The sequence below is a fragment of the Marinobacter sp. genome (genome assembly GCF_040882185.1).
In the GTDB taxonomy this organism is placed as follows: Bacteria; Pseudomonadota; Gammaproteobacteria; order Pseudomonadales; family Oleiphilaceae; genus Marinobacter.
In genome coordinates this window covers 1-20,260 of record NZ_JBBEBW010000001.1, presented here as the reverse complement: position 1 = coordinate 20,260, position 20,260 = coordinate 1, and the positions used below count along the sequence as shown (strand labels likewise).

Annotated in this window: 20 protein-coding genes and 1 tRNA gene; 12 read left to right on the top strand and 9 right to left on the bottom strand. The window is 55.0% G+C overall.

Translation table 11 applies throughout. The features are described from left to right. From WEB64_RS00105 to WEB64_RS00075, 7 genes are all read right to left on the bottom strand, one after another. The gene (locus WEB64_RS00105; protein ID WP_368059220.1) at positions 1-1,197 is read right to left on the bottom strand and encodes an EAL domain-containing protein; all 1,197 of its coding nucleotides are present in this window, start codon (positions 1,195-1,197) and stop codon (positions 1-3) included. 232 nt (positions 1,198-1,429) lie between these two features. After that, positions 1,430-1,506: transfer RNA gene (locus WEB64_RS00100), tRNA-Val, on the bottom strand. Positions 1,507-1,547: 41 nt separating this feature from the next. After that, entirely contained in the window at positions 1,548-2,492 is a 945-nt protein-coding gene (locus WEB64_RS00095) for a DMT family transporter (protein WP_368059578.1), read from the bottom strand. 177 nt (positions 2,493-2,669) lie between these two features. Beyond that, on the bottom strand, positions 2,670-2,900 hold the full coding sequence (locus tag WEB64_RS00090) for a hypothetical protein (protein WP_368059449.1): 231 nt from the start codon (positions 2,898-2,900) through the stop codon (positions 2,670-2,672). Next, positions 2,900-3,442 (bottom strand): hypothetical protein, encoded by a 543-nt coding sequence (locus WEB64_RS00085; RefSeq protein WP_368059451.1) that lies wholly within the window; start codon positions 3,440-3,442, stop codon positions 2,900-2,902. The genes WEB64_RS00090 and WEB64_RS00085 overlap by 1 nt, the downstream gene beginning before the upstream one ends. A gap of 145 nt (positions 3,443-3,587) precedes the next feature. Then, complete coding sequence (locus WEB64_RS00080) at positions 3,588-4,181, bottom strand: YceI family protein (RefSeq protein ID WP_368059453.1); 594 nt, start codon at positions 4,179-4,181, stop codon at positions 3,588-3,590. Next, the gene (locus WEB64_RS00075; RefSeq protein ID WP_368059455.1) at positions 4,178-4,972 is read right to left on the bottom strand and encodes a CDP-alcohol phosphatidyltransferase family protein; all 795 of its coding nucleotides are present in this window, start codon (positions 4,970-4,972) and stop codon (positions 4,178-4,180) included. Before WEB64_RS00075 ends, WEB64_RS00080 begins: the two co-directional genes overlap by 4 nt. A gap of 119 nt (positions 4,973-5,091) precedes the next feature. On the opposite strand from WEB64_RS00075, the gene WEB64_RS00070 reads away from it, so the two are divergent. Genes WEB64_RS00070 through WEB64_RS00055 form a run of 4 tightly spaced genes read left to right on the top strand, consistent with a single transcriptional unit; the run spans position 5,092 to position 9,446 of the window. Then, a complete protein-coding gene (locus tag WEB64_RS00070) occupies positions 5,092-6,117 on the top strand; it encodes a zinc-binding alcohol dehydrogenase (RefSeq protein WP_368059457.1) in 1,026 nt (341 codons plus the stop codon). Between the two features lie 28 nt (positions 6,118-6,145). Beyond that, complete coding sequence (locus WEB64_RS00065; RefSeq protein ID WP_368059459.1) at positions 6,146-6,544, top strand: 6-pyruvoyl tetrahydropterin synthase family protein; 399 nt, start codon at positions 6,146-6,148, stop codon at positions 6,542-6,544. Positions 6,545-6,556: 12 nt separating this feature from the next. Further along, a complete protein-coding gene (locus WEB64_RS00060) occupies positions 6,557-8,458 on the top strand; it encodes a glycosyltransferase (RefSeq protein WP_368059461.1) in 1,902 nt (633 codons plus the stop codon). A gap of 4 nt (positions 8,459-8,462) precedes the next feature. Beyond that, the gene (locus tag WEB64_RS00055) at positions 8,463-9,446 is read left to right on the top strand and encodes a lysylphosphatidylglycerol synthase transmembrane domain-containing protein (RefSeq protein WP_368059463.1); all 984 of its coding nucleotides are present in this window, start codon (positions 8,463-8,465) and stop codon (positions 9,444-9,446) included. Here the strand turns inward: WEB64_RS00055 and WEB64_RS00050 are convergent. Next, on the bottom strand, positions 9,385-10,260 hold the full coding sequence (locus WEB64_RS00050; RefSeq protein WP_368059465.1) for a RibD family protein: 876 nt from the start codon (positions 10,258-10,260) through the stop codon (positions 9,385-9,387). The two genes, WEB64_RS00055 and WEB64_RS00050, sit on opposite strands and share 62 nt — an antisense overlap. 171 nt (positions 10,261-10,431) lie before the next feature. Between WEB64_RS00050 and WEB64_RS00045 the strand changes: the two genes are divergently transcribed. Beyond that, on the top strand, positions 10,432-11,229 hold the full coding sequence (locus tag WEB64_RS00045) for an enoyl-CoA hydratase-related protein (RefSeq protein WP_368059467.1): 798 nt from the start codon (positions 10,432-10,434) through the stop codon (positions 11,227-11,229). 63 nt (positions 11,230-11,292) lie between these two features. Then, entirely contained in the window at positions 11,293-11,706 is a 414-nt protein-coding gene (locus WEB64_RS00040; protein WP_368059469.1) for an XRE family transcriptional regulator, read from the top strand. A 58-nt stretch (positions 11,707-11,764) separates the two neighbouring features. Here WEB64_RS00040 and galU read toward each other — a convergent pair whose 3' ends face one another. Beyond that, a complete protein-coding gene (galU, locus tag WEB64_RS00035; protein ID WP_368059471.1) occupies positions 11,765-12,637 on the bottom strand; it encodes a UTP--glucose-1-phosphate uridylyltransferase GalU in 873 nt (290 codons plus the stop codon). 232 nt (positions 12,638-12,869) lie between these two features. Between galU and WEB64_RS00030 the strand changes: the two genes are divergently transcribed. The 6 genes from WEB64_RS00030 to WEB64_RS00005 all read left to right on the top strand — a co-directional run. Beyond that, positions 12,870-13,547 carry a GntR family transcriptional regulator gene (locus WEB64_RS00030; protein ID WP_368059473.1) on the top strand — a complete coding sequence of 226 codons (678 nt, stop codon included), beginning with the start codon at positions 12,870-12,872 and terminating at the stop codon, positions 13,545-13,547. Positions 13,548-13,592: 45 nt separating this feature from the next. Next, on the top strand, positions 13,593-14,477 hold the full coding sequence (gene prpB / locus WEB64_RS00025) for a methylisocitrate lyase (RefSeq protein ID WP_368059475.1): 885 nt from the start codon (positions 13,593-13,595) through the stop codon (positions 14,475-14,477). Positions 14,478-14,606: 129 nt separating this feature from the next. Beyond that, on the top strand, positions 14,607-15,734 hold the full coding sequence (gene prpC, locus WEB64_RS00020) for a 2-methylcitrate synthase (protein ID WP_368059477.1): 1,128 nt from the start codon (positions 14,607-14,609) through the stop codon (positions 15,732-15,734). Positions 15,735-15,882: 148 nt separating this feature from the next. Next, entirely contained in the window at positions 15,883-18,477 is a 2,595-nt protein-coding gene (acnD, locus tag WEB64_RS00015; RefSeq protein WP_368059479.1) for a Fe/S-dependent 2-methylisocitrate dehydratase AcnD, read from the top strand. A gap of 10 nt (positions 18,478-18,487) precedes the next feature. After that, positions 18,488-19,690 (top strand): 2-methylaconitate cis-trans isomerase PrpF, encoded by a 1,203-nt coding sequence (gene prpF, locus WEB64_RS00010; RefSeq protein ID WP_368059481.1) that lies wholly within the window; start codon positions 18,488-18,490, stop codon positions 19,688-19,690. Positions 19,691-19,823: 133 nt separating this feature from the next. Next, on the top strand, positions 19,824-20,260 hold a 437-nt coding region (locus tag WEB64_RS00005; RefSeq protein WP_368065500.1), incomplete at its 3' end, for a transglycosylase SLT domain-containing protein.

The following is a 20,260-nucleotide window of genomic DNA, read 5'->3' as shown; positions in this document are numbered from 1 at the left end:
CTAAACCTCGAAAGGGGGTTGTGTCCATGCTGATGCAGCAGGAGTGGCCATCGGTCGGGCAATGAAGTATCCCTGAGCCTCGTCACAACCAATCTCATGCAAAAAGTTCAATGCCCATGGATCTTCCACACCCTCTGCCGTCACATCAAGCCCCAAGGATTTACCAAGATTAACGATCGCAGTGACAATTTTCTGAGATTCCTTCGAGGTGGCAACAGTCTTGACAAACATCTGATCAATCTTGAGTTCTGAAAATGGGAGCCGAGCAAGCTGAACGAGGGAAGAATATCCAACACCGAAATCATCAATGGATAGCTGAAAGCCCTTAATGCGGAACTGGGTCAGGTTCTCAAGTAACGCCAGGGGGCTATCCATACTGGCTGTTTCCGTAACTTCCAGTATGACCTGAGATGGTGCTACGTCGTTCTCTTCACACTTCTCAAGTAGCCAACGAGGGAAACCCTCATCTTTCAGGTTAATTGGAGAGAGGTTCAGTGCAATTTTCACGCCTTGGCTATGCACTTGCTGTGGAAGATTAGCCATTGCGAAATGATAAACCTGCCGGCTAAGTTCGTGAATCAGCCCCGTCTGCTCAGCCAAGCTGATAAAAAGATCAGGGGGTATCATGCTACCGTCTTTTAGCGGCCAGCGGGCCAGGCACTCAAAACCAGCTAGCGCACCGTTGGTACATGAAATCTTGGGTTGGAAATGCGCCACAAATACTTGGTTATGCAGAGCGTCGGCAAGCTGCTCTTCGGTGACTGAGCTTAGGTTGGCAGCGGAAGAAGTTACCTTACGCGGCAAGGACGTTGGGACGTCTGTAGTAAGCAAAGCCCGAAACGCAGCACGGGAAAATGGTTTCGACAACGTACCTATAAACTGGAGTCCGTTTTCCTTGGCAGCCCTGGCAGCGGAGTCCAATATTCGGCCACCCAGTCCTGAAGCGATGATCACAGCGGCTCCGCACCCCATTTTCGCTAGAGTCTGCAACACCTCAACCCCGTCCCTGTCAGGCATTTGCAAGTCTACAACGACATGGGTCGGTGACCAGGTATCGATTTTTTCCAGGAATACTTCAGCATCGCTGGTATGTTGGGTCTCAAAAAAGGCCCCTTCCGCCATGAGGCATAGGGTGGTAGCAACGTCCGGCTCATCATCGAGAACAAGCAAACGCTTCAAATCGGTTGTGTTTTGCATTCTGTCCCCGGTTTGACACTCGCGAGATGACACGCAGCCGTTTGAATGCGCTCACATAATGGGAATATATAACATTATCGTCAGTGATCGGAAAATAAAGTTAGCTTTATTGCGCACGTCTGGCAAATTGCAGGACAAAAAAGGCTTGAGTCTTCAGGAAGATCTACGAATTACGGCTATTGTGTCGGACGTAAAATCGAAAAAGCGGACAGAGGGGGTGAGACTTTTAAAATGGTAGGACCAGGCAGATTTGAACTGCCGACCTCTGCCATGTCAAGGCAGCGCTCTAACCAACTGAGCTATGGTCCTCCGTCAACGGGGTGGAAATATACTGATACTGGACAAAGCGGTCAACCTCTTTGTTTCAACCATCCCCGGGTTACCCGGCTAAACACCGTCCAGCGGTTAATCAGCAGCGCGGTGAAAATCACGGCGCAGCCGCCAACTTGCGTAATGGTCATGCTTTCGTCAAACCACCCTGCGGCAAACAGTGCCACCCATACTGGCTCAACAATGAGGATCACGACGCCATGACTGTGGACGGACAGGCTCTGGGCATAGGTTTGTACGAGAAAACGCCCCGCTGTGCCGATAATCGCACTTGCACTGACCCACCAGACCATGGCCCAGGAGAGCGAATTCAGGGTCGGCACCCAAGGCTCCAGCAGTGCAGAGAGCGACGTTGTCACTACTGCGACAGTCAATAGTGCAATAGCGGTTAGAGGTAACGCGGGCACCCGGTCTTTCTGGCGAGATTCACCAGCCCGGTTTGTCACCATGCGGTTGTTGGCTGCGCGAGTATTGAGAGTAAAATAGAGCGCAAAAATAAAGGCTGCGGCTATGAAAAAGAGTTGTCCCAATTCCGGCCGGAAACCGTTTTCAAGCGAAAGCAGCGCCAGACCACTCACAGCGACGGGAATGGCAAGCCAGGTACTGGTAGGTTGCGCCTCCTTGAACAACACCCGTGCGATTATCGGGACAATCACCACCCCCAGACTGGTGAGAAAGGCGCCTTCACCCAGGTGGGTGCCGAGAAACAGGCCCGTCACCCAGCAACTCATAGCGATACCAAACACCAGCCCGACCCTGGCGCTCTGAATCAACTGCTCTGCTGACATCCGTCTCAAGTGGCGATGTGCCAAAAGAGCCAGAATGCTACCGGCCATCAAAAATCGAACCGCCATAAACATCAGCGGCGGCATCAACGATACGGCCTCTTTGGAGAACATCCAGCTCATCGCTGCCAGCAGCGTAGAAACCAGCAATAACAGATCGGATTTGCGCGCGTCAGTCATGGGCATTCAGCAGAGCTCCAGACACAGGTAAAAGCAGCGGGACAGGCTGAAATGCTAACATGAATAGCAAGCGAAGTACTTACCGCTGAGTGGCAGGCAAGGGCGTTGGCAGAAAGATTAATCGGGTAGGGCAGGCCTGCAAATGGCCCGTCCCTGGGCCAACTGGCAATCACTGAATCAGTTGTTCAGAGTGTTATACATCAATGAGGACGTATCCGTGCTGGCAGAGCCCGGCACTTCAATGTATCGGTCTCCCGCACCCCACCATTGATACCACGCGCGCTTGTTGTAAGTACGGCTGGCAAAGTCTACCTGTAACCCGTTGAGGGTTGTGTTGTTCACCACCGGCACCGAGATATTGCCGGTTTCGCTACCCAACACACCGCTGTGGCTGGCGCCTTCGTCCATCAATACCGTGAAGTGATTGAAGTACAGCGCCGAAGGACCATTCTGGCCTGACACTTTGCATCGGTCGCTGACTCAAGGCTGGCCGACATACTATGACCAACCACCATTGGACCGGACAGGCTGGCAACCACCAGAATATCCTCCTCTCGGGTAAAGCGGAATTTTTCGAGAGACACGGTGAATTCACCGCCGTTAGAAAGTGGCAGGGCGATGGGGTCAAAATGATTACCCGCATAGGCGGTTGCTTGTTCCGAACTTAGCGCAACGGAGTAACTTGGGTAACGGGAGCTTTGTTCGTATTGATCTGCGACCTGAATGAACATATAACCGAGTGCGTCATCAGAAGGGGGAGCAGGTGCAGCGGCCTCCTTCGCCAATACAGGTTCAGGAGGTGGTATTTTTGCAGGTGTGATGGTTTCACTCCGCAGTGCCAGTTGAAATGGCACGGGCAAAGACCACTGGTTTTCTTTCGCCACAGCCCATCCCAGGCCCGCTGCCGAAGCCACCAACGCCAGCACGATCAAGGGGCCGCGAACACGCATTCGTCACTCCAGACTGACGATAGGAAGACCGCCAGAATATTTATTGTTGTTGTCTCGAAACTACAAAAACCCAATCGATTGAACAAATTGTAGGCGAATTTTGAGCCATTACGAGCAACAACTGTGACGCGGGTCACATGCAGGGTCAGTCTTTGATCGCCTCTAATTCAAACTGCAGTTTTATGTCGTCTTCGACCATATTCAAGCCGTAGCTGATACCCCATTCACTGCGTTTGATGGTGGTCTCTGCTGAAATGCCCACGGTATATTTTTCATGGCCAAAGGGGTACTCAGCCGCCTTGTTAAAGGTGACGTCAAGGGTGACTGGCTTGGTTTCACCGTGCATCTCGAGGTCGCCGGAGAGTTTACCGGTGTTATCGCCAGTGGTTTCAAAATCGCCCACTGTAAACACGATTTCCGGGTATTCGTCAGTGTTAAGAAAATCTTCGCCGCGCAGATGGCTGTCCCGACGGTCATGGTTGGTGAATATGCTGTCAGCCTGAATCGTCACGGTGCCAGCGCTGATGTCGTTGGACTCGGAATCGTACTCGAAAGAGCCTTCGGCTTCGGTAAACATCCCGATCACGTTGGCATAACCAAGATGCATGACCTGAAAGCTGATGGAGAAATGTTCGTCGTCAATGGTGTAGCTAGCCGGTTCGGCAGTAGCCGTAGTAGGTGACAAGACCAGGGCTGCGGCGAGCGTCGCCGGGGCTAGCAGGCTAGGTGATAACTTCATAGTGGGCTCCTTGATTGTGGCTCGGTAACTTGTTCAGGGTTCAAACGTCGATGACGCACAAGCCAGACCGTATCCAACGCAAACGAATAGACCAGCAGAACCAGTGCCAGTGCGAGTGTCCAGAAGGCAAACCCAGCGCTGACGACGGGCAATATTGCGATCATCAGCGTGACGATTTGCCAAACACACACTGTTTTACGCCAAAAACTTTCCGGTAGCGGCGCTTGCAGCGCTGGCCAGAATAAGCCAGCGATAATAAAAGCGTAGCGCATAACCCCCAGAGCGAGCACCCAGAGCCCGACTTTATCAAGGTTAACCAGTGCGATGCACAGTACGACAATCAGCAGAGCGTCCAGTTCCATGTCAAACCGGGCGCCGAACGCGCTCTTAAAGCCAGAGCTGCGCGCGATGGCACCATCCACTCCGTCCAGCAGGAGTATAGCCAGACTGCTGACGGCGAACGGCCATGCCAGTATGGTGAGAAGATCGGGAAAGCAGGCGAGAGCCGCAAGAGTAACCGTGATCATACCGCGTAGCAGGGTGACCCGATTGGCCCAGCCAAAGTCCCGATAGTTTGCGCTTGTATGCCAACCCCACAGGATGAGTCCCGCCAAAAGGGTATAGAGAGCCACCGCCAGGCCATAAACCGGTAATCCAACTGAAACGTGAACGGGCAGAATAACGTCAGCCAGCACCAGTAAGACAACCATCAGCACGAGCCCGGAAAGTAGTTCCGGCATCAGGTTGGCGCGATGATAGTGTTTATCGGTATCGATCGTAATAGAATCCATTCAGCCCTCGGCACGTAAGCTCTTAAGGTAGTATAGATGCACTGACTATAAAGGTTTTACGGGCCGCACCTCCGAACAGATGGACCCGTCACTGCAAATCCATAAGCAAAGGAGGCTTGATGTCGAGCACACCAGTTGATCAGACCGTCGCAGCAACTGCAGACGCCTTCTGGGTTACCGGGGCCGCCACCGGAGAAATTCGTGCAACCCCGCTAACGACGGAAGTGAACATCGGCACCCCAATGGTCGAGGTGGAAACCCATTATTCCGGTGTCAGCCGGGGTACTGAGAGTCTGGTTTTTCTCAACAAGGTGCCCGAAAGCGAATATGAGCGCATGCGCGCGCCATTTCAGGCGGGCGATTTTCCCTATCCGGTGCGACACGGTTACGCCAACGCTGGCAAAGTGATTTCCGGCCCTGATTCGTTATTGGGCAAGATGGTGTTCTGCCTCTACTCCCACCAAACCCGGTACCGGGTGCCAGCGGATGCCGTCATTCCGCTACCTGATGATGTACCCGCTCATCGCGCGGTGCTGGCGGCGAACATGGAAACCGCCGTCAACGGTCTCTGGGATGCGTCACCTCGGGTGGGCGATCGCATTGCCGTGGTGGGTTGTGGCGTAGTAGGAATTTTAATGGCCTACCTTGCGAATAAAATTCCCGGTACCCGGGTGACCGCTATTGATACCAACGCTGACCGCTTGCCATTGCTCGATTCACTCGGCGTCCGGTTTGCGACTCAGAGCGACCTGACCGATCATGATCTGGTGATCCATGCCAGCGGCCACCCCGCAGGACTGGTAACGGCATTGGATCTTGCGGGCCAGGAAGGGCGCATCATCGAGATGAGCTGGTTTGGCGATCAGAACGTATCGCTACCTTTGGGTCAGTCATTTCATGCCCGCCGCCTGACACTGCGTTCCAGCCAGGTTGGCAGTATCAGCCCTTCGCAGACCCCCCGCTGGGAATATCGGGACCGGCTCTCCCTGGCGCTGTCCCTGCTGGCGGATCCGGTCCTTGATGCTCTGATCAGTGGTGAGAGCCGGTTTGACCAGTTGCCGGAAACCATGGCTGTTCTCAGCCAGGCGGGCAGCTCAGAACTTTGTCATCGAATCATTTACCCACCCGCGAACCCTGAGATTTGATCGGGTTTGGCAGGTAACAGGAGCCCCTATGTACAGTTTGACTGTTAGAGACCACATGATGATCGCCCATAGCTTCAACGGCGAAATCTTCGGCCCGGCCCAGGCGCTTCACGGTGCCACCTATGTGGTGGATGTCAGTTTTGAGCGGGAGGTTCTGGATCAGGACGATCTGATCGTTGATATCGGCCTCGCCAGCGAGCAACTCAAGCAGATTCTGGCCGAATTCAACATGAAGAACCTGGACGAACTGCCCGCCTTGGCGGGCCGCAACACCACTACCGAAGTCATGGCGAAGGTAGTGTTTGACCGTATGGCCGCCGCTATAAAAGCGAACGCCCTGGGGGAAACTGGCAAGGGCCTGACGGCGCTGAACGTCACCCTGGGCGAATCCCATGTTGCCTGGGCAAGCTATCGCAGCGAGCTTTAAAGGGGCACTGGCATGACCCAACCGTTGACCTTTATCGTACCTGGCAGCCCGGAACAACGCACCGGCGGTTACACCTATGTACGCCGCATAGTATCGGCGCTTCGGGGAGATGGACAAGCTGTTGAGCTGAAAGGTCTGGAAGGCCGCTTTCCGGAAGTCGATGCCGTGGCGAGGCAGGCGATGGACAACGAGCTTCGGGGGTTGCCTGACCACTCGGTTGTCATCCTGGACGGTTTGGCTATGGGGGGATTACCGGATGTACTTGCGCAGCATGCCGGGCGTCTGCATCTGATAGCGCTTGTGCATCATCCGTTGGCCGATGAAACCGGCCTTAATGACGAGTCGCGGGAAAGCCTGTTCTTCAGTGAAAAGGCGGCTCTGGCTCAGGTTGCTGGTGTTATAACAACCAGCGGTTTTACCGTGCAGGAGCTGGCCCGGTATGACGTGCCTGCCGACCGGATGAGAACAGTAGAGCCCGGCGTTGATGTCTTCCCTGAAGCGTCCGTACTGGCCGCCACCGAGTTATCAAAACCGGTTCAATTACTGTCGGTGGGCACACTTTCGCCCAGAAAAGCCCAGGATCAATTGGTCTCGGCACTGGCCCAATTGCGGGAGCTGCCATGGCAGTGCACCCTGGTGGGTTCTCCTGATCGGGCGGCGGACTATGCGAGCGAATTACAGCTACAGATTGAGCACCTGAACCTTGCAGAGCGCATTTTGCTGGCGGGGGAGAAGGGTGATGAAGAACTGGCGAAGGCTTTCGATAACGCGGATATCTTTATCCTGCCCTCTCTGTACGAAGGCTACGGCATGGTGATCGACGAAGCACTGGCCCGGGGGCTGCCGGTGATCAGTTCAGACGGCGGGGCTCTCGCCCGGACGGCCGACCGGCCCGGGATACAAAAGTATGGAGCAGGGCAGGTGGCGGAGTTGGTGAGTTGTCTGAGAGCCTGGATATCCGATCGTGACCTGCTCCTAGAGAACCGAGAACAGGCACGCATCGCCCGGTCACAACTAACTTCCTGGCCACTGGCAGGCACAACGTTCAAAACGGCCATTGATGAGATCCTGCAAACCTTCCCCGATCACAGCGTTTTCGATGGAAACTGGCTGGCATTACGGGAAAACGCCGATCACCGGGCTCGTGACGTTACCATCACCAGTCATCTGGCGGATTGGTTGAGTCATCGGTTCACCGAGGCCGGGCGGCCAGTCGAGATTGCTGATCTGGGGTCGGGTTCCGGGTCGAATTGTCGATATCTGGTCCCCCGGCTCCCCATGCCACAGCATTGGATGTTGCTCGATCAGGATAAACAATTGCTGACCCATGCACTCAAGCATCTTCCCGAGAGTGCGTTGGGTGTACGTGCTGATTATCACTTGGTGCGTCTGACGGCCTCGAATCTGGATGAGGCGTTACCTTCGAGCGTTGATCTGGTAACCGCGTCGGCCTTGATCGACCTGGTTTCAGAGCCATGGCTGGAGGCTTTGGCGGATGCTGTCACCGCCCGTAACTCGGCTTTACTGATCGTGCTCTCATACGCAGGCGAATTCGGGTTCGAACCAGGCCATCAGGATGATGATCTCATCCAGCACGCACTCAATGCTCACCAGTCTCGGGACAAAGGCCTCGGTCAGGCGTCAGGTCCGGGGGCAACCGGCGCTCTGGTCCGCTTAATGAAAGCCCGCGGCGCGGTGATCTGTGAGGCACCCAGTGCCTGGCGGCTCGGGGCCGAGGATCGTCGTCTTCAGCTTGCGTTGCTGGAGGGCTACCGGGATGCAGCGGTGGAACAAATGCCGGAATCTGAGGATCGTATTCAGCGTTGGTTTGAAGATCGTGGCCAGTCCATTCGGGCCGGTGATCTCGTAGTGTCAGTGCATCACCGTGATCTGTTAGCGCTGCCTGGTAACTGACGCTATGCCTCCCTGGTTATCACACCCCATTGTGCGTTGGCTTGTGACTGGCCTGTTGCTTGCCGCGGTTATAAGCTCGCTGGACGGTAAAACCATCCTCGACCAATTGAAGATGATTGCTCCGGCCTTTTGGGTGGCAGCATTGGCGGTCACGGTGGTGCAGGTCGGGTTGTCGGCCTGGCGCTGGCGCTATACTGCCCGACGCCTGAACCTCGAATTACCGTTTAGCAAAGCTATCCGCGAATATTATCTTGCAACGTTCGTTAATCAGGTTTTACCCGGAGGCGTGTTGGGGGATGTTAACCGTGCCTGGCGTCATGGCACGGACGCCAACTCGCGAGCTCCTGCCATCCATGCAGTGATGATTGAACGGCTGTCAGGACAGCTTGCCCTGGCCTTGGTGACCGTCGTCTTGCTGGTGGCGTTCTGGCCATTTTCCGATACCGGGGCGGGATCGGTCTCCAGCTCCTTGAGCACCGGTTTATCGTGGCCTGTGTTCGTAATGGCTGCGGTCATTTTAATGGTAATAGGTGTGTTCTACCGCCGTTCTCTTGCAGGCTTTTTCAGGCAGGGTGCGGAAGCCGTCAGACGCTCGCTGTTCAATCGAAGATCTTTGGTGATACAGCTCACCAGTTCTGTACTGGTAGTGGCGACCTATCTGGCGGTTTTCGTTATCCTGGCCAAAGGCCAGACTGTTCCGGATATGCAGGCAACTACTTTGGCGCTGCACCAGCTGTTGCCCCTGAGTGCCGGCTTGTTACTGGCTATGATGTTACCGATTACGATTGCAGGCTGGGGAGTGCGCGAGGGCGCGGCTGCGCTGCTGTGGCCGTTGGCCGGTTTTCCCGCTGAACAGGGCGTGGCGTTGAGTGTTGCCTACGGCCTGTTGGTTCTGGTCTCCAGTTTGCCGGGCGTGGGCGTGTTGCTCAGCGGGGCGGGGCGGGCTCGTCAAAGTTCAGATCAAACAACATATCCGAACCAAGGTTGATCATGGTGGCGGAAGGCCGCAGAGCCTGATCAATGGAATCGATTTCCGGGAGCGAAAACGCTGCCTGCCCGCTGCCAATAATCATTGGGGCGACCATCACATGCAACCGGTTAAGCAACCGGGCTTTCAGAAAGCTGGACACCGTCAGGCCTCCACCTTCTATGAATATCCGTTTCAGGCCGAACGATGCCAGCACGGACAGTATCAGTGCGGGATCTGCCGGTTGACCCGCAGGCGGAAGACAAGGCACCTCAGTAACGCCTTTTGCCGGAACAAGCTTTGATCCCGGCGCTAGCGTGCCAGCCACAAGCCGCAATGTGGGTGCCTGCTCATCGGTAAACAGGTGGTGGTTGTCGGGTACGCGTTTTCTCGGGTCGATCACCACCCGCACAGGATTCACACCCTCTACCTTGCGCACGGTAAGCTGCGGGTTATCTGCAGTGGCTGTACCGGCGCCTATTACGACAGCGTCGGAGAGCGCCCGTATGCGATGAAGATGGGCAATGCCGTCCTTGCCGTTGATCAACTGACAGGCTCCCCGCTCTGTGGCCGTCCGGCCATCCAGACTTTGACCTAATTGGGCAACAACGTGCTGCTTGCGGGCTCCGCCGACGGGCCTGCAAAGGGGCAGAAATAGAGTGAAAAGATCTCTGGCCACATCGGTAGCAGGCAAACACACCTGCCGGTCAGCTTTATTGCCAAGCTTCAGGGCAGGGGTATGTGAGCCGGGCAGCATCAACGTCACGCCCTGCCTGTCTACAGAATCCCGAATAAGCTGCCACGCAGTTGCAGCGTCAATGGTATGTTTTGTCATTCGTTTCGTGCCCATGGATAACGGTTTTTAGAGATACGAACAAAAACGTCATCGAATCACTTTCAGGGTATTAAATGCCTCAATCCCGGCTTCATTGCCAAACAACCGGTGCTGAGTTGTAATGGATAGTCCCCGATTAACTTTAGAATGTTTTTAAAGGAGTGTCCCGGTTTGGAGTATGAACAACAGGTCACGCTTACGCAGGATGGTGTGGTTGCGACGCTCACGCTCAGAAATCCGCCTCGTCATGAGTGGTCGGAGGCCATGCTGGAGCAGTTTCATAGCCATATAGTGGCACTGGGGCGTGATGCACGTTGTCGCTGTCTGATCATAACATCGACGGAACCCGGGGAAGGCCGTGGCTGGTTCTCTGCAGGCCTTTCACCCGAAGTACTGGCAGTCCAGGACCCGTTGAAGGGGGCAAATCTGGGTCGGTTGTTCTCCCAGGCCTTCAGTGCCCTACGAAGGTTTCCCGGTGTTACGTTTGCAGCCATAACCGGGGATGCGCACAATGAGGGTGTAGCTGTTGCGCTCAATTGCGACTTCAGGGTGTGCGCCGATACCGCCCGCTTTCAATTTACAGCCGGTTCCGAGGGACGGCTGGCCTACGGTGGGGCCAGTCAGTTGCTCCCCCGCCTGATCGGAGAGTCCCGTGCCAAGCGAATGATGCTGCTGGAAGAGACCGTGAACGCCCAAGAAGCATTAAAGCTTGGTTTGGTGGATGACGTTGCCGAGGCTGGCAGTGTGGTAAATCATACTCTTAATTGGGCGGAACGGGTTTTACGGCAGAGCCCCAGGGCGAGTCGGGCGGCCAAACAGCTCATAGAACATGCCAGGATGAGACCACTGGAAACCGGTTTTGCTGCCGAGCGCGACTGGCTGGCGCAAATCATAGACAGCGGTGATCCGGCCGAAGCTCAGAAAGCGTTGGAAGAAAACCGAATTCCGAACTGGTCAAATCAGGATTGAAGATCGGGAATCGTTTGAGCCAGCGCGGTAACGCGTTCAGTAGAGTTGTCGAGGCGAACACTTATGCGATACATGCAATCATTCCATCGGCGTTTAGTACACCTGCGGGACACTCTCAAGTTGTCCCAGGCAGATATTGCCCGCATATGCAGTGTGGACGAAGCGGAGGTGGACCGCTGGGAATCGTCAGATACCAGATACAGGAGCTATCCGAGTGTTGTCGAGCTAATGGATCTGTGCCTCAGGACCGAAACAACCCTCGAAACCCTGCTCGACTTTGAAGACCTTGCGGATGCTGGCCAGCTCGAATTGCCTGGCCTGACATTTGGCAACGGACATGATCTGAACGAATCCCTTGCCCAACTTGAAAAAGAAATTGGTCGTCTTCAATTGACCGAAGACGAAACTGAATTGCTACGCCGATTCCGCAAAAACACCAGTGAAAACCGACGCATGGTCATACAATTACTCGGGTAAACCGCAGAGCGACTGAAGTCGCGAAGAAGACCTCGCCAATAGCCAGAATCACAGCAAATTATTTCTTTTCTTTCTTACCCCCGGTCGCCGTGGTGTTTTTGCCAGCCTTATAAATATTCTCGTAGACATAATTGGTCGCTTCGACGAAGCCATCAATACTGCCGCAGTCAAAACGACGCCCCTTGAACTTATACGCCAGCACACAGCCGTTTTTGGCCTGTTCCAGCAGCGCGTCTGTAATCTGCACCTCGCCGTTTTTGCCCGGTGGTGTCCGCTCGATAATATCGAAAATATCGGGCGTCAGAATATACCGGCCGATGATGGCCAGGTTGCTGGGAGCGTCTTCAGGTGCTGGTTTTTCAACCATGTCTGTAATGCGATAAAGCCCGTCCTTCATGGACTCGCCTGCGATAACGCCATATTTATGGGTTTCATCGGCGGGAACTTCTTCGATGGCCACAATGGAGCACCGGAACTGGTGATAAAGCTTGACCATCTGGGCCAGTACGCCCTCATCAGCGCCGTCTGCAACACAGAAGTCATCCGCTAGCACCACAGCGAACGGATTGTCACCCACCAGATTTCGGCCGGTTAAAATGGCGTGACCCAGACCTTTCATTTCATTCTGACGGGTAAAGGCAAAGCTGTTGTTATCAATGAGTTCACGAATGGATTGGAGCAAATCTTCTTTGCCAGAACCGGCAATCTGATGTTCCAGCTCATAGCTGATATCGAAGTGGTCCTCAATGGCGCGCTTACCGCGGCCTGTTACGAAACCAAACTCGTGAATGCCGGCAGCAGCCGCTTCTTCAACCCCGTACTGCACCAGAGGCTTGTTAACAATCGGAAGAATTTCCTTCGGCATCGCCTTGGTGGCGGGTAGGAAGCGGGTTCCATAACCGGCAACCGGGAACAGACACTTTTTAATCATTTTGGCATCCTTATCAATGAACATAACGGTGTAGAACGGTAGAAATTGAGTGTACCGGACTTGTTGAACAAACAGGAAGCCTGAAAACAACGGCTTGTAAAATGGAAATGTACGTCAGGGTAAACCCCTTGGGAAATAGCCATAGACGCGCCCGCTTATGGATTGTTGACAAAATGGGCTATGAAGCGTACTTTTCAACGCTATAAATCCTGGATTGTTAACAAAAGTGACTATGCACGCGACGATTCAATCCCAAACCAGAGCAGATGACGCCTTTGACTGTTTGCAAACAGCCATTGTGAAAGGTGATTTGGCCCCCGGTGAAAAAATTGGCGAGATCGAATTGTGTGCTCGTTTTAATCTGACGCGGGGCCCGCTTCGGGAAGCTCTCGGCCGTCTCGAGTCCCGGGGACTTCTGGTAAGGCGGCCCCATGCCGGGGTTAAAGTCGTCTCGGTCAGCGCTGATGAGCTTATAGAGCTCTACCACATTCGTGAAACCATGGAGGGTCTGGCGGCACGTCAGGCTGCCGAGCGAATGACAGACGCCGAAATCGCTGACTTGTATGCCACCCTGGACAGCCACGAAACCATGATCGAACAGGCTCATGGTCAAGCGTATTATCAGGGTGAAGGGGACTACGACTTCCATCACCGGATCGCTACCGGCAGCCGCAACGCCAAACTTGCACAAATGCTACTGGGCGACCTGTACTACATGGTCAGAATGTACAGGTATCGTTTAAGTACCTCAGCCGGTCGCCCCCACAAAGCGCTGGGTGAACACCGACGCATTGTGGAAGCAATCGCCCAGCGGGATGGCGAACTGGCTGAATTTCTTATGCGCAGACACATCAACGCCGCAAGAAAAAACATTGAGCAGAAAATCAGGGAAGGTGTGCTGGATATTTGAAGTACCGCCAGCATACCCGATCCTATAAACCACAGGAGCCCCACCATGTCCCATACACAATCGCCCGGTGCCCGTTTTCGCAAGGCACTCAAAGATAACCACCCACTCCAGATTGTCGGCACTGTTAATGCGTACACGGCTATGATGGCTGAAAAAGTGGGGCATCAGGCTATTTATCTGTCTGGCGGCGGGGTAGCTAACGCCTCCTACGGTCTGCCGGATCTGGGCATGACCTCGCTTAATGACGTCATCGAGGATGTTCGCCGTATTACCGGCGCCAGCGCTGTACCACTGTTAGTCGATATCGATACTGGCTGGGGCGGCGCCTTCAACATCACCCGTACCATCCAGCAGATGGAGCGAGCCGGTGCTGCTGCTGTGCACATTGAAGACCAGGTTGCCCAGAAGCGTTGCGGCCATCGCCCGAACAAGGCCATCGTCTCGAAAGAGGAAATGGTAGACCGAATCAAAGCCTGCGTAGACGCCCGGGAAGACGAAGACTTCTTTATCATGGCCCGCACCGATGCTTTCCAGCAGGAAGGGCTGGACGCTGCTATTGATCGTGCCCAGGCCTGCATAGAGGCGGGTGCAGACGGCATCTTTGCTGAAGCCGTCACCGAACTCGAGCATTACAAAGCGTTCTCCGCTGCCGTTGATGCACCCATACTCGCCAACATCACCGAGTTTGGCGCAACACCTTTATACAATCGCGAGGAATTGGCGGAGGCCGGAGCTGCCATGGTTCTTTATCCACTCAGCGCCTTCCGCGCCATGAATAAAGCGGCCCTTGAGGTCTATCAAAACATCCTCACCAAAGGCGATCAGAAAGAGGTGGTGGACAAAATGCAGACCCGCATGGAACTGTACGATTTCCTGAATTACCACGAGTTCGAACAGAAGCTCGACCAATTGTTTCAACAGAAGAAATAACTACAGAAAACCACGAGGAAGGACTGTGGACTGGGGGGTCTGACCCCGTACGGGGTCAGACCCCCCAGTCCACAGTCCCCCTCAGGCCTATAAAAAATACGACAACGTAAAAGATGAAAGGGGAACACCATGGCGGAGCAAAAACAGAACAGCGCAGGCCTTCGCGGCCAGGTGGCGGGTGAAACCGCACTATGTACCGTCGGACAGAGCGGCGCCGGGTTAACCTATCGCGGTTACGAGATCAACGATCTGGCAGACAACGCGCAGTTTGAGGAAGTCGCTTACCTGTTGCTGCGGGGCAAGCTGCCCAATCGTCAGGAACTGGATGCTTATAAAAAGAAACTGAGCAGCCTGCGCACATTGCCGGACGCACTCAAAACAGTATTGGAGCAGATCCCCAAAGATGCTCACCCCATGGACGTAATGCGCACCGGTTGTTCCATGCTGGGCAACCTGGAAACCGAACAGGATTTCAGCGAGCAGGACGACAAGATTGATCGCATGCTGGCGGCGTTCCCCAGCATCATCTGTTACTGGTATCGCTTCGTTACTGATGGCGTGCGCATCAAGACCGACGGTGACTGCGATTCCATCGGCGGGCATTTCCTGGAGCTGTTGCACGGCAAGAAGCCAAGTGAGCTCCATGAACGCGTTATGAACGTGTCATTGATCCTGTATGCCGAGCACGAATTCAACGCCTCTACCTTCACCGCCCGGGTTTGCGCTTCCACACTGTCAGATATTCATAGCTGTGTAACCGGTGCCATAGGGACCTTGCGCGGGCCGCTGCACGGTGGTGCCAATGAGGCCGCTATGGCGCTGATCGAACGCTTCAAAACTCCGGACGAGGCCGAAAAAGGCCTGATGGGCATGCTGGAGCGCAAAGAAAAAATCATGGGCTTCGGCCATGCCATCTACCGTGAAACCGATCCTCGCAATGGCATTATCAAGAAATGGTCTGAAAAACTTGCGGAGGAAGTGGGAGACAAGGTGCTTTACCCCGTCTCCGTGCGCTGTGAAGAAGTTATGTGGCGGGAGAAAAAACTGTTCTGCAACGCCGATTTTTTCCATGCCTCGGCCTATCACTTTATGGGCATCCCCACCGAGCTGTTCACCCCCATCTTCGTGATGTCCCGGGTATCCGGGTGGACTGCTCACGTTAAAGAGCAGCGGGAAAACAATCGCATTATCCGCCCCAGCGCCGATTATACCGGGCCATCGGATTCCAAATGGGTGCCGATCGACGAGCGGCCTTGAGGTACAGGGGTCGGTAAAGGGGTCTGACCCCGTACGGGGTCAGACCCCTCAGTCTGGCTCTTCAGTCTCGGTAAAGGGGTCTGACCCCATGCGGGGTCAGACCCCTCAGTCTCCTCAGTCTCCATTTCAATCAATTGAGTTGCTAACCATGAACACTGAATACCGCAAGCCTCTTCCCGGCACCGAGTTTGATTACTTTGACACCCGCGAGGCAGTCGATGCTATCCAGCCCGGTGCCTACGACAAACTCCCTTACACTTCCCGCGTGCTGGCGGAGAATCTGGTGCGTCGCTGTGATCCTGGCATGCTGACCGATGCCCTCAAACAGATGATCGAGCGTAAGCGCGACCTGGATTTCCCCTGGTACCCGGCACGGGTTGTATGCCATGACATTCTGGGCCAGACCGCGCTGGTAGATCTGGCAGGTTTGCGGGATGCCATCGCAGATAAAGGCGGCGACCCGGCAAAAGTAAACCCGGTGGTACCGACCCAGCTGATTGTGGATCACTCCCTGGCGGTGGAACACGCCGGTTTCGAAGCCGACGCTTTCGAGAAGAACCGTGCCATTGAAGACCGCCGTAACGATGACCGGTTTCACTTCATCAACTGGACGAAAACCGCATTCAAGAACGTAGATGTAATTCCTCCCGGCAACGGCATCATGCACCAGATCAATCTGGAGAAGATGTCGCCGGTGGTGCAGGTCAGCGATCGGGTAGCCTTTGTAGATACCTGTGTGGGCACTGACAGCCACACTCCGATGGTTGATGCCCTGGGTGTCATCTCCATTGGCGTAGGTGGGCTGGAAGCGGAAAGCGTAATGCTGGGCCGCGCCTCTTATATGCGCCTGCCGGATATCGTTGGCGTTGAACTCACCGGGAAGCTGCAGCCTGGCATTACCAGTACAGATCTCGTGCTGGCGCTGACCGCCTTTCTGCGAAAGCAGCGTGTAGTGGGCGCCTACCTTGAGTTTTATGGCGAGGGTGCTTCCCGATTAACCGTTGGTGACCGCGCTACCATCTCCAACATGACTCCGGAATACGGCGCTACTGCAGCCATGTTCTTTATCGACGAGCAAACCACGGATTACCTCCGCCTCACCGGTAGGGAAGATGACCAGGTCAAGTTGGTAGAAATCTTCGCCAAACATACCGGCCTGTGGGCAGACGCCCTGAAAGACGCAGAGTATGAACGGGTGCTGACGTTTGATCTGTCCAGCGTGCCCCGCACGTTGGCCGGTCCGTCCAACCCTCATTCATTGTTGCCTACTTCAGAACTGGCCTCCCGGGGCGTCAGTGGGATTGTAGAGAACGAAGAAGGCAGGATGCCGGACGGCGCTGTTATCATCGCGGCGATCACCAGTTGCACCAACACCAGCAACCCGCGCAACATGATTGCTGCCGGACTGATCGCCCGCAACGCCAATAAACTGGGTCTGACCCGCAAGCCCTGGGTAAAATCCTCCCTGGCTCCGGGTTCCAAGACCGTAAAAATGTACCTGGAAGAAGCCAAACTTCTGCCTGAGTTGGAACACCTGGGCTTTGGCGTTGTTGCCTTTGCCTGCACCACCTGCAACGGCATGAGTGGCGCCCTGGACCCGGTGATCCAGAAAGAAGTGGTGGATCGGGATCTGTATTCCACCGCCGTGTTGTCCGGCAACCGTAACTTTGATGGCCGTATCCATCCCTACGCCAAACAGGCTTTCCTGGCATCTCCTCCGCTGGTCGTGGCCTATGCGATCGCAGGCACCATCCGGTTTGATATCGAGAAAGACACCCTCGGCACTGACCAGCAGGGCAACCCGATAACCCTCAAGGATATCTGGCCCAGCGACGAAGAAATCGATGCCATCGTTAAGACCAGTGTAAAACCGCAACAATACCGCGACGTTTACATTCCAATGTTTGATGTAACCCGCGAAGCCCAGGCCCAGGTCAGCCCGCTTTATGAATGGCGCCCGCAAAGCACCTACATCCGCCGGCCGCCATATTGGGAGGGCGCATTGGCGGGAGAGCGTGCCATGAAGGGCATGCGGCCATTGGCGGTTCTGGGTGACAACATCACCACCGATCATCTGTCGCCTTCCAACGCCATCATGTTGGACAGCGCCGCTGGCGCCTATCTGGAAAAAATGGGTGTGCCGGAAGTGGATTTCAACTCCTATGCCACTCACCGGGGAGACCACCTGACCGCTCAACGTGCGACCTTTGCCAACCCCAAACTGCTCAATGAGATGGTGCAGGAGAATGGTAAGGTCAAACAGGGCTCACTGGCCCGCATTGAGCCGGAAGGTCAGGTCACCCGCATGTGGGAAGCCATCGAAACCTACATGGAACGCAAGCAGCCGCTGATCATCATCGCAGGTGCCGACTACGGTCAGGGTTCCTCCCGTGACTGGGCTGCCAAAGGTGTTCGCCTGGCAGGCGTCGAGGCCATCGTAGCAGAAGGTTTTGAGCGCATTCATCGCACCAACCTGGTGGGTATGGGCGTCATGCCACTTGAGTTCAAGCCCGGTACAACCCGTACAACGCTTGGTATTGACGGCACCGAAACCTTCGATGTGGTGGGTGACTTTAAACCCGGAACGACTCTGACGCTGGTTATCCATCGCAAGACTGGTGAGCGTGAGGAAATACCGGTTACCTGCCGCCTCGATACCCAGGAAGAGTTTTCCATCTACGAAGCGGGCGGCGTACTGCAACGCTTCGCACAGGATTTCCTGGAATCGGAAGCCGTCGCCTGAGGAACCTTTTATGAACCAGACAGTCATTCACGCACCACAGATCAAAATCCCCGCGACCTACATGCGGGGAGGGACCAGCAAAGGGGTGTTCCTCCGCCTGGAAGATTTGCCTGAGGCCGCTCAGGTGCCTGGTAAAGCCAGAGACCAGCTTCTGTTGAGAGTCATTGGTAGCCCTGATCCTTATGAGAAGCAGATTGACGGTATGGGTAGCGCCACCTCCAGCACCAGCAAAACCGTCATCCTCGCCAAACCAACGGTACCGGACCACGATGTGGATTATCTGTTTGGCCAGGTTGCTATCGACAAGCCGTTTGTAGACTGGAGTGGTAATTGCGGCAATCTGTCTGCAGCAGTCGGCGCCTTTGCCATTAATAGCGGGTTGATTGACCCGGATCGTGTGCCACAGAACGGCACAGTCACGGTGCGCATCTGGCAGGCGAATATCCAGAAAACCATCATCGCCCATATACCCATTACCAACGGTGAAGTGCAGGAAACTGGCGATTTTGAACTTGATGGAGTGACCTTTCCCGCCGCTGAGGTCCAGATTGAATTCATGGATCCCGCTGACGGCGACGGTGCCATGTTTCCCACAGGCAACCGGGTAGACGATCTGGATGTGCCGGGTGTTGGCACGTTCAAAGCGACGATGATCAACGCAGGCATCCCGACTATTTTCCTGAACGCCGAAGATATTGGCTACAAAGGCACGGAATTGCAGGAGGCGATTAACAGCGATCCCAAGGCTCTGGCAATGTTCGAAACCATCCGTCTTCATGGAGCGGTGCGCATGGGTCTGGCGAAAACCATTGAAGAAGCCTCCGGCAGTCAACATACGCCCAAGGTCGCCTTTGTTGCTAGGCCAGCGGAGTATGTTTCTTCCAGTGGTAAGCAGGTATCTGCCAGTGAAATCGATTTGCTGGTGCGTGCTTTGTCGATGGGTAAATTGCATCACGCCATGATGGGCACCGCCGCCGTCGCAATTGCTACCGCCGCTGCCGTGCCGGAAACCCTGGTTAACCAGGCGGCGGGCGGTGGCGACCGTACCTCCGTGTGCTTCGGGCATCCTTCCGGCACCCTGAGAGTTGGGGCAGAGGCCACTCAGGTAAATGGCGAATGGACGGTGAGAAAAGCGATTATGAGCCGAAGTGCAAGAATATTAATGGAAGGATGGGTGAGGGTGCCCGGAGATGCGCTGAAAGTCGCTGAGTAATTTGCTGCCGGGTTCCGTTCTGGTGGCGGCTTTCGGTACCATAATCCTCTTTGGGTACTATAATCCTTTTGGATTTGTCATTATCTGAAAGCGCTGGCCAGCGCCCACAAGGATCAGCCGCTGTGAGGCCTGAATGAATCTCGCCGTCAAAATCCACATACCATTGCTCATCGGTATGTTATTGGTGCTACTCGCCTCACAGTCGGCTTTCGCCGACACAGTGCGGCGGGTCGTTCATCCGGACGGCAGTGTGGAGTTCACTAATATACCGGCTGCCGAGCAGGCGCCGCTTGCCAGCACCAAGAAAGAAACCATTTATCGCTACCAGAACAGTGATGGTGTGCTGGCGTTCAGCAAAGTGCGTCCAGCAGGTGTCGACTTTGATGTTATTCGTTTCGAATGTTACGCGTGCCAGCCGGATTCCAAGGTTGACTGGCACAATACCCGCTTATATGTGAGCGTTTATCAGGATGAAATTGAAACCGCCGCGCAGCAGTTTCAGGTTGATCCAGCCCTCGTTCGAGCGGTGATTCATGCGGAGTCAGCTTTTAACCCCAAAGCATTGTCCTC

Coding starts and splice junctions, on each gene's coding strand:
- WEB64_RS00105 (WP_368059220.1), bottom strand. CDS start 1,197: ATGCAAAACACAACCGATTTGAAGCGTTTGCTTGTTCTCGATGATGAG.
- WEB64_RS00095 (WP_368059578.1), bottom strand. CDS start 2,492: ATGACTGACGCGCGCAAATCCGATCTGTTATTGCTGGTTTCTACGCTG.
- WEB64_RS00090 (WP_368059449.1), bottom strand. CDS start 2,900: ATGGACGAAGGCGCCAGCCACAGCGGTGTGTTGGGTAGCGAAACCGGC.
- WEB64_RS00085 (WP_368059451.1), bottom strand. CDS start 3,442: ATGCGTGTTCGCGGCCCCTTGATCGTGCTGGCGTTGGTGGCTTCGGCA.
- WEB64_RS00080 (WP_368059453.1), bottom strand. CDS start 4,181: ATGAAGTTATCACCTAGCCTGCTAGCCCCGGCGACGCTCGCCGCAGCC.
- WEB64_RS00075 (WP_368059455.1), bottom strand. CDS start 4,972: ATGGATTCTATTACGATCGATACCGATAAACACTATCATCGCGCCAAC.
- WEB64_RS00070 (WP_368059457.1), top strand. CDS start 5,092: ATGTCGAGCACACCAGTTGATCAGACCGTCGCAGCAACTGCAGACGCC.
- WEB64_RS00065 (WP_368059459.1), top strand. CDS start 6,146: ATGTACAGTTTGACTGTTAGAGACCACATGATGATCGCCCATAGCTTC.
- WEB64_RS00060 (WP_368059461.1), top strand. CDS start 6,557: ATGACCCAACCGTTGACCTTTATCGTACCTGGCAGCCCGGAACAACGC.
- WEB64_RS00055 (WP_368059463.1), top strand. CDS start 8,463: ATGCCTCCCTGGTTATCACACCCCATTGTGCGTTGGCTTGTGACTGGC.
- WEB64_RS00050 (WP_368059465.1), bottom strand. CDS start 10,260: ATGACAAAACATACCATTGACGCTGCAACTGCGTGGCAGCTTATTCGG.
- WEB64_RS00040 (WP_368059469.1), top strand. CDS start 11,293: ATGCGATACATGCAATCATTCCATCGGCGTTTAGTACACCTGCGGGAC.
- galU (WP_368059471.1), bottom strand. CDS start 12,637: ATGATTAAAAAGTGTCTGTTCCCGGTTGCCGGTTATGGAACCCGCTTC.
- WEB64_RS00030 (WP_368059473.1), top strand. CDS start 12,870: ATGCACGCGACGATTCAATCCCAAACCAGAGCAGATGACGCCTTTGAC.
- prpB (WP_368059475.1), top strand. CDS start 13,593: ATGTCCCATACACAATCGCCCGGTGCCCGTTTTCGCAAGGCACTCAAA.
- prpC (WP_368059477.1), top strand. CDS start 14,607: ATGGCGGAGCAAAAACAGAACAGCGCAGGCCTTCGCGGCCAGGTGGCG.
- acnD (WP_368059479.1), top strand. CDS start 15,883: ATGAACACTGAATACCGCAAGCCTCTTCCCGGCACCGAGTTTGATTAC.
- prpF (WP_368059481.1), top strand. CDS start 18,488: ATGAACCAGACAGTCATTCACGCACCACAGATCAAAATCCCCGCGACC.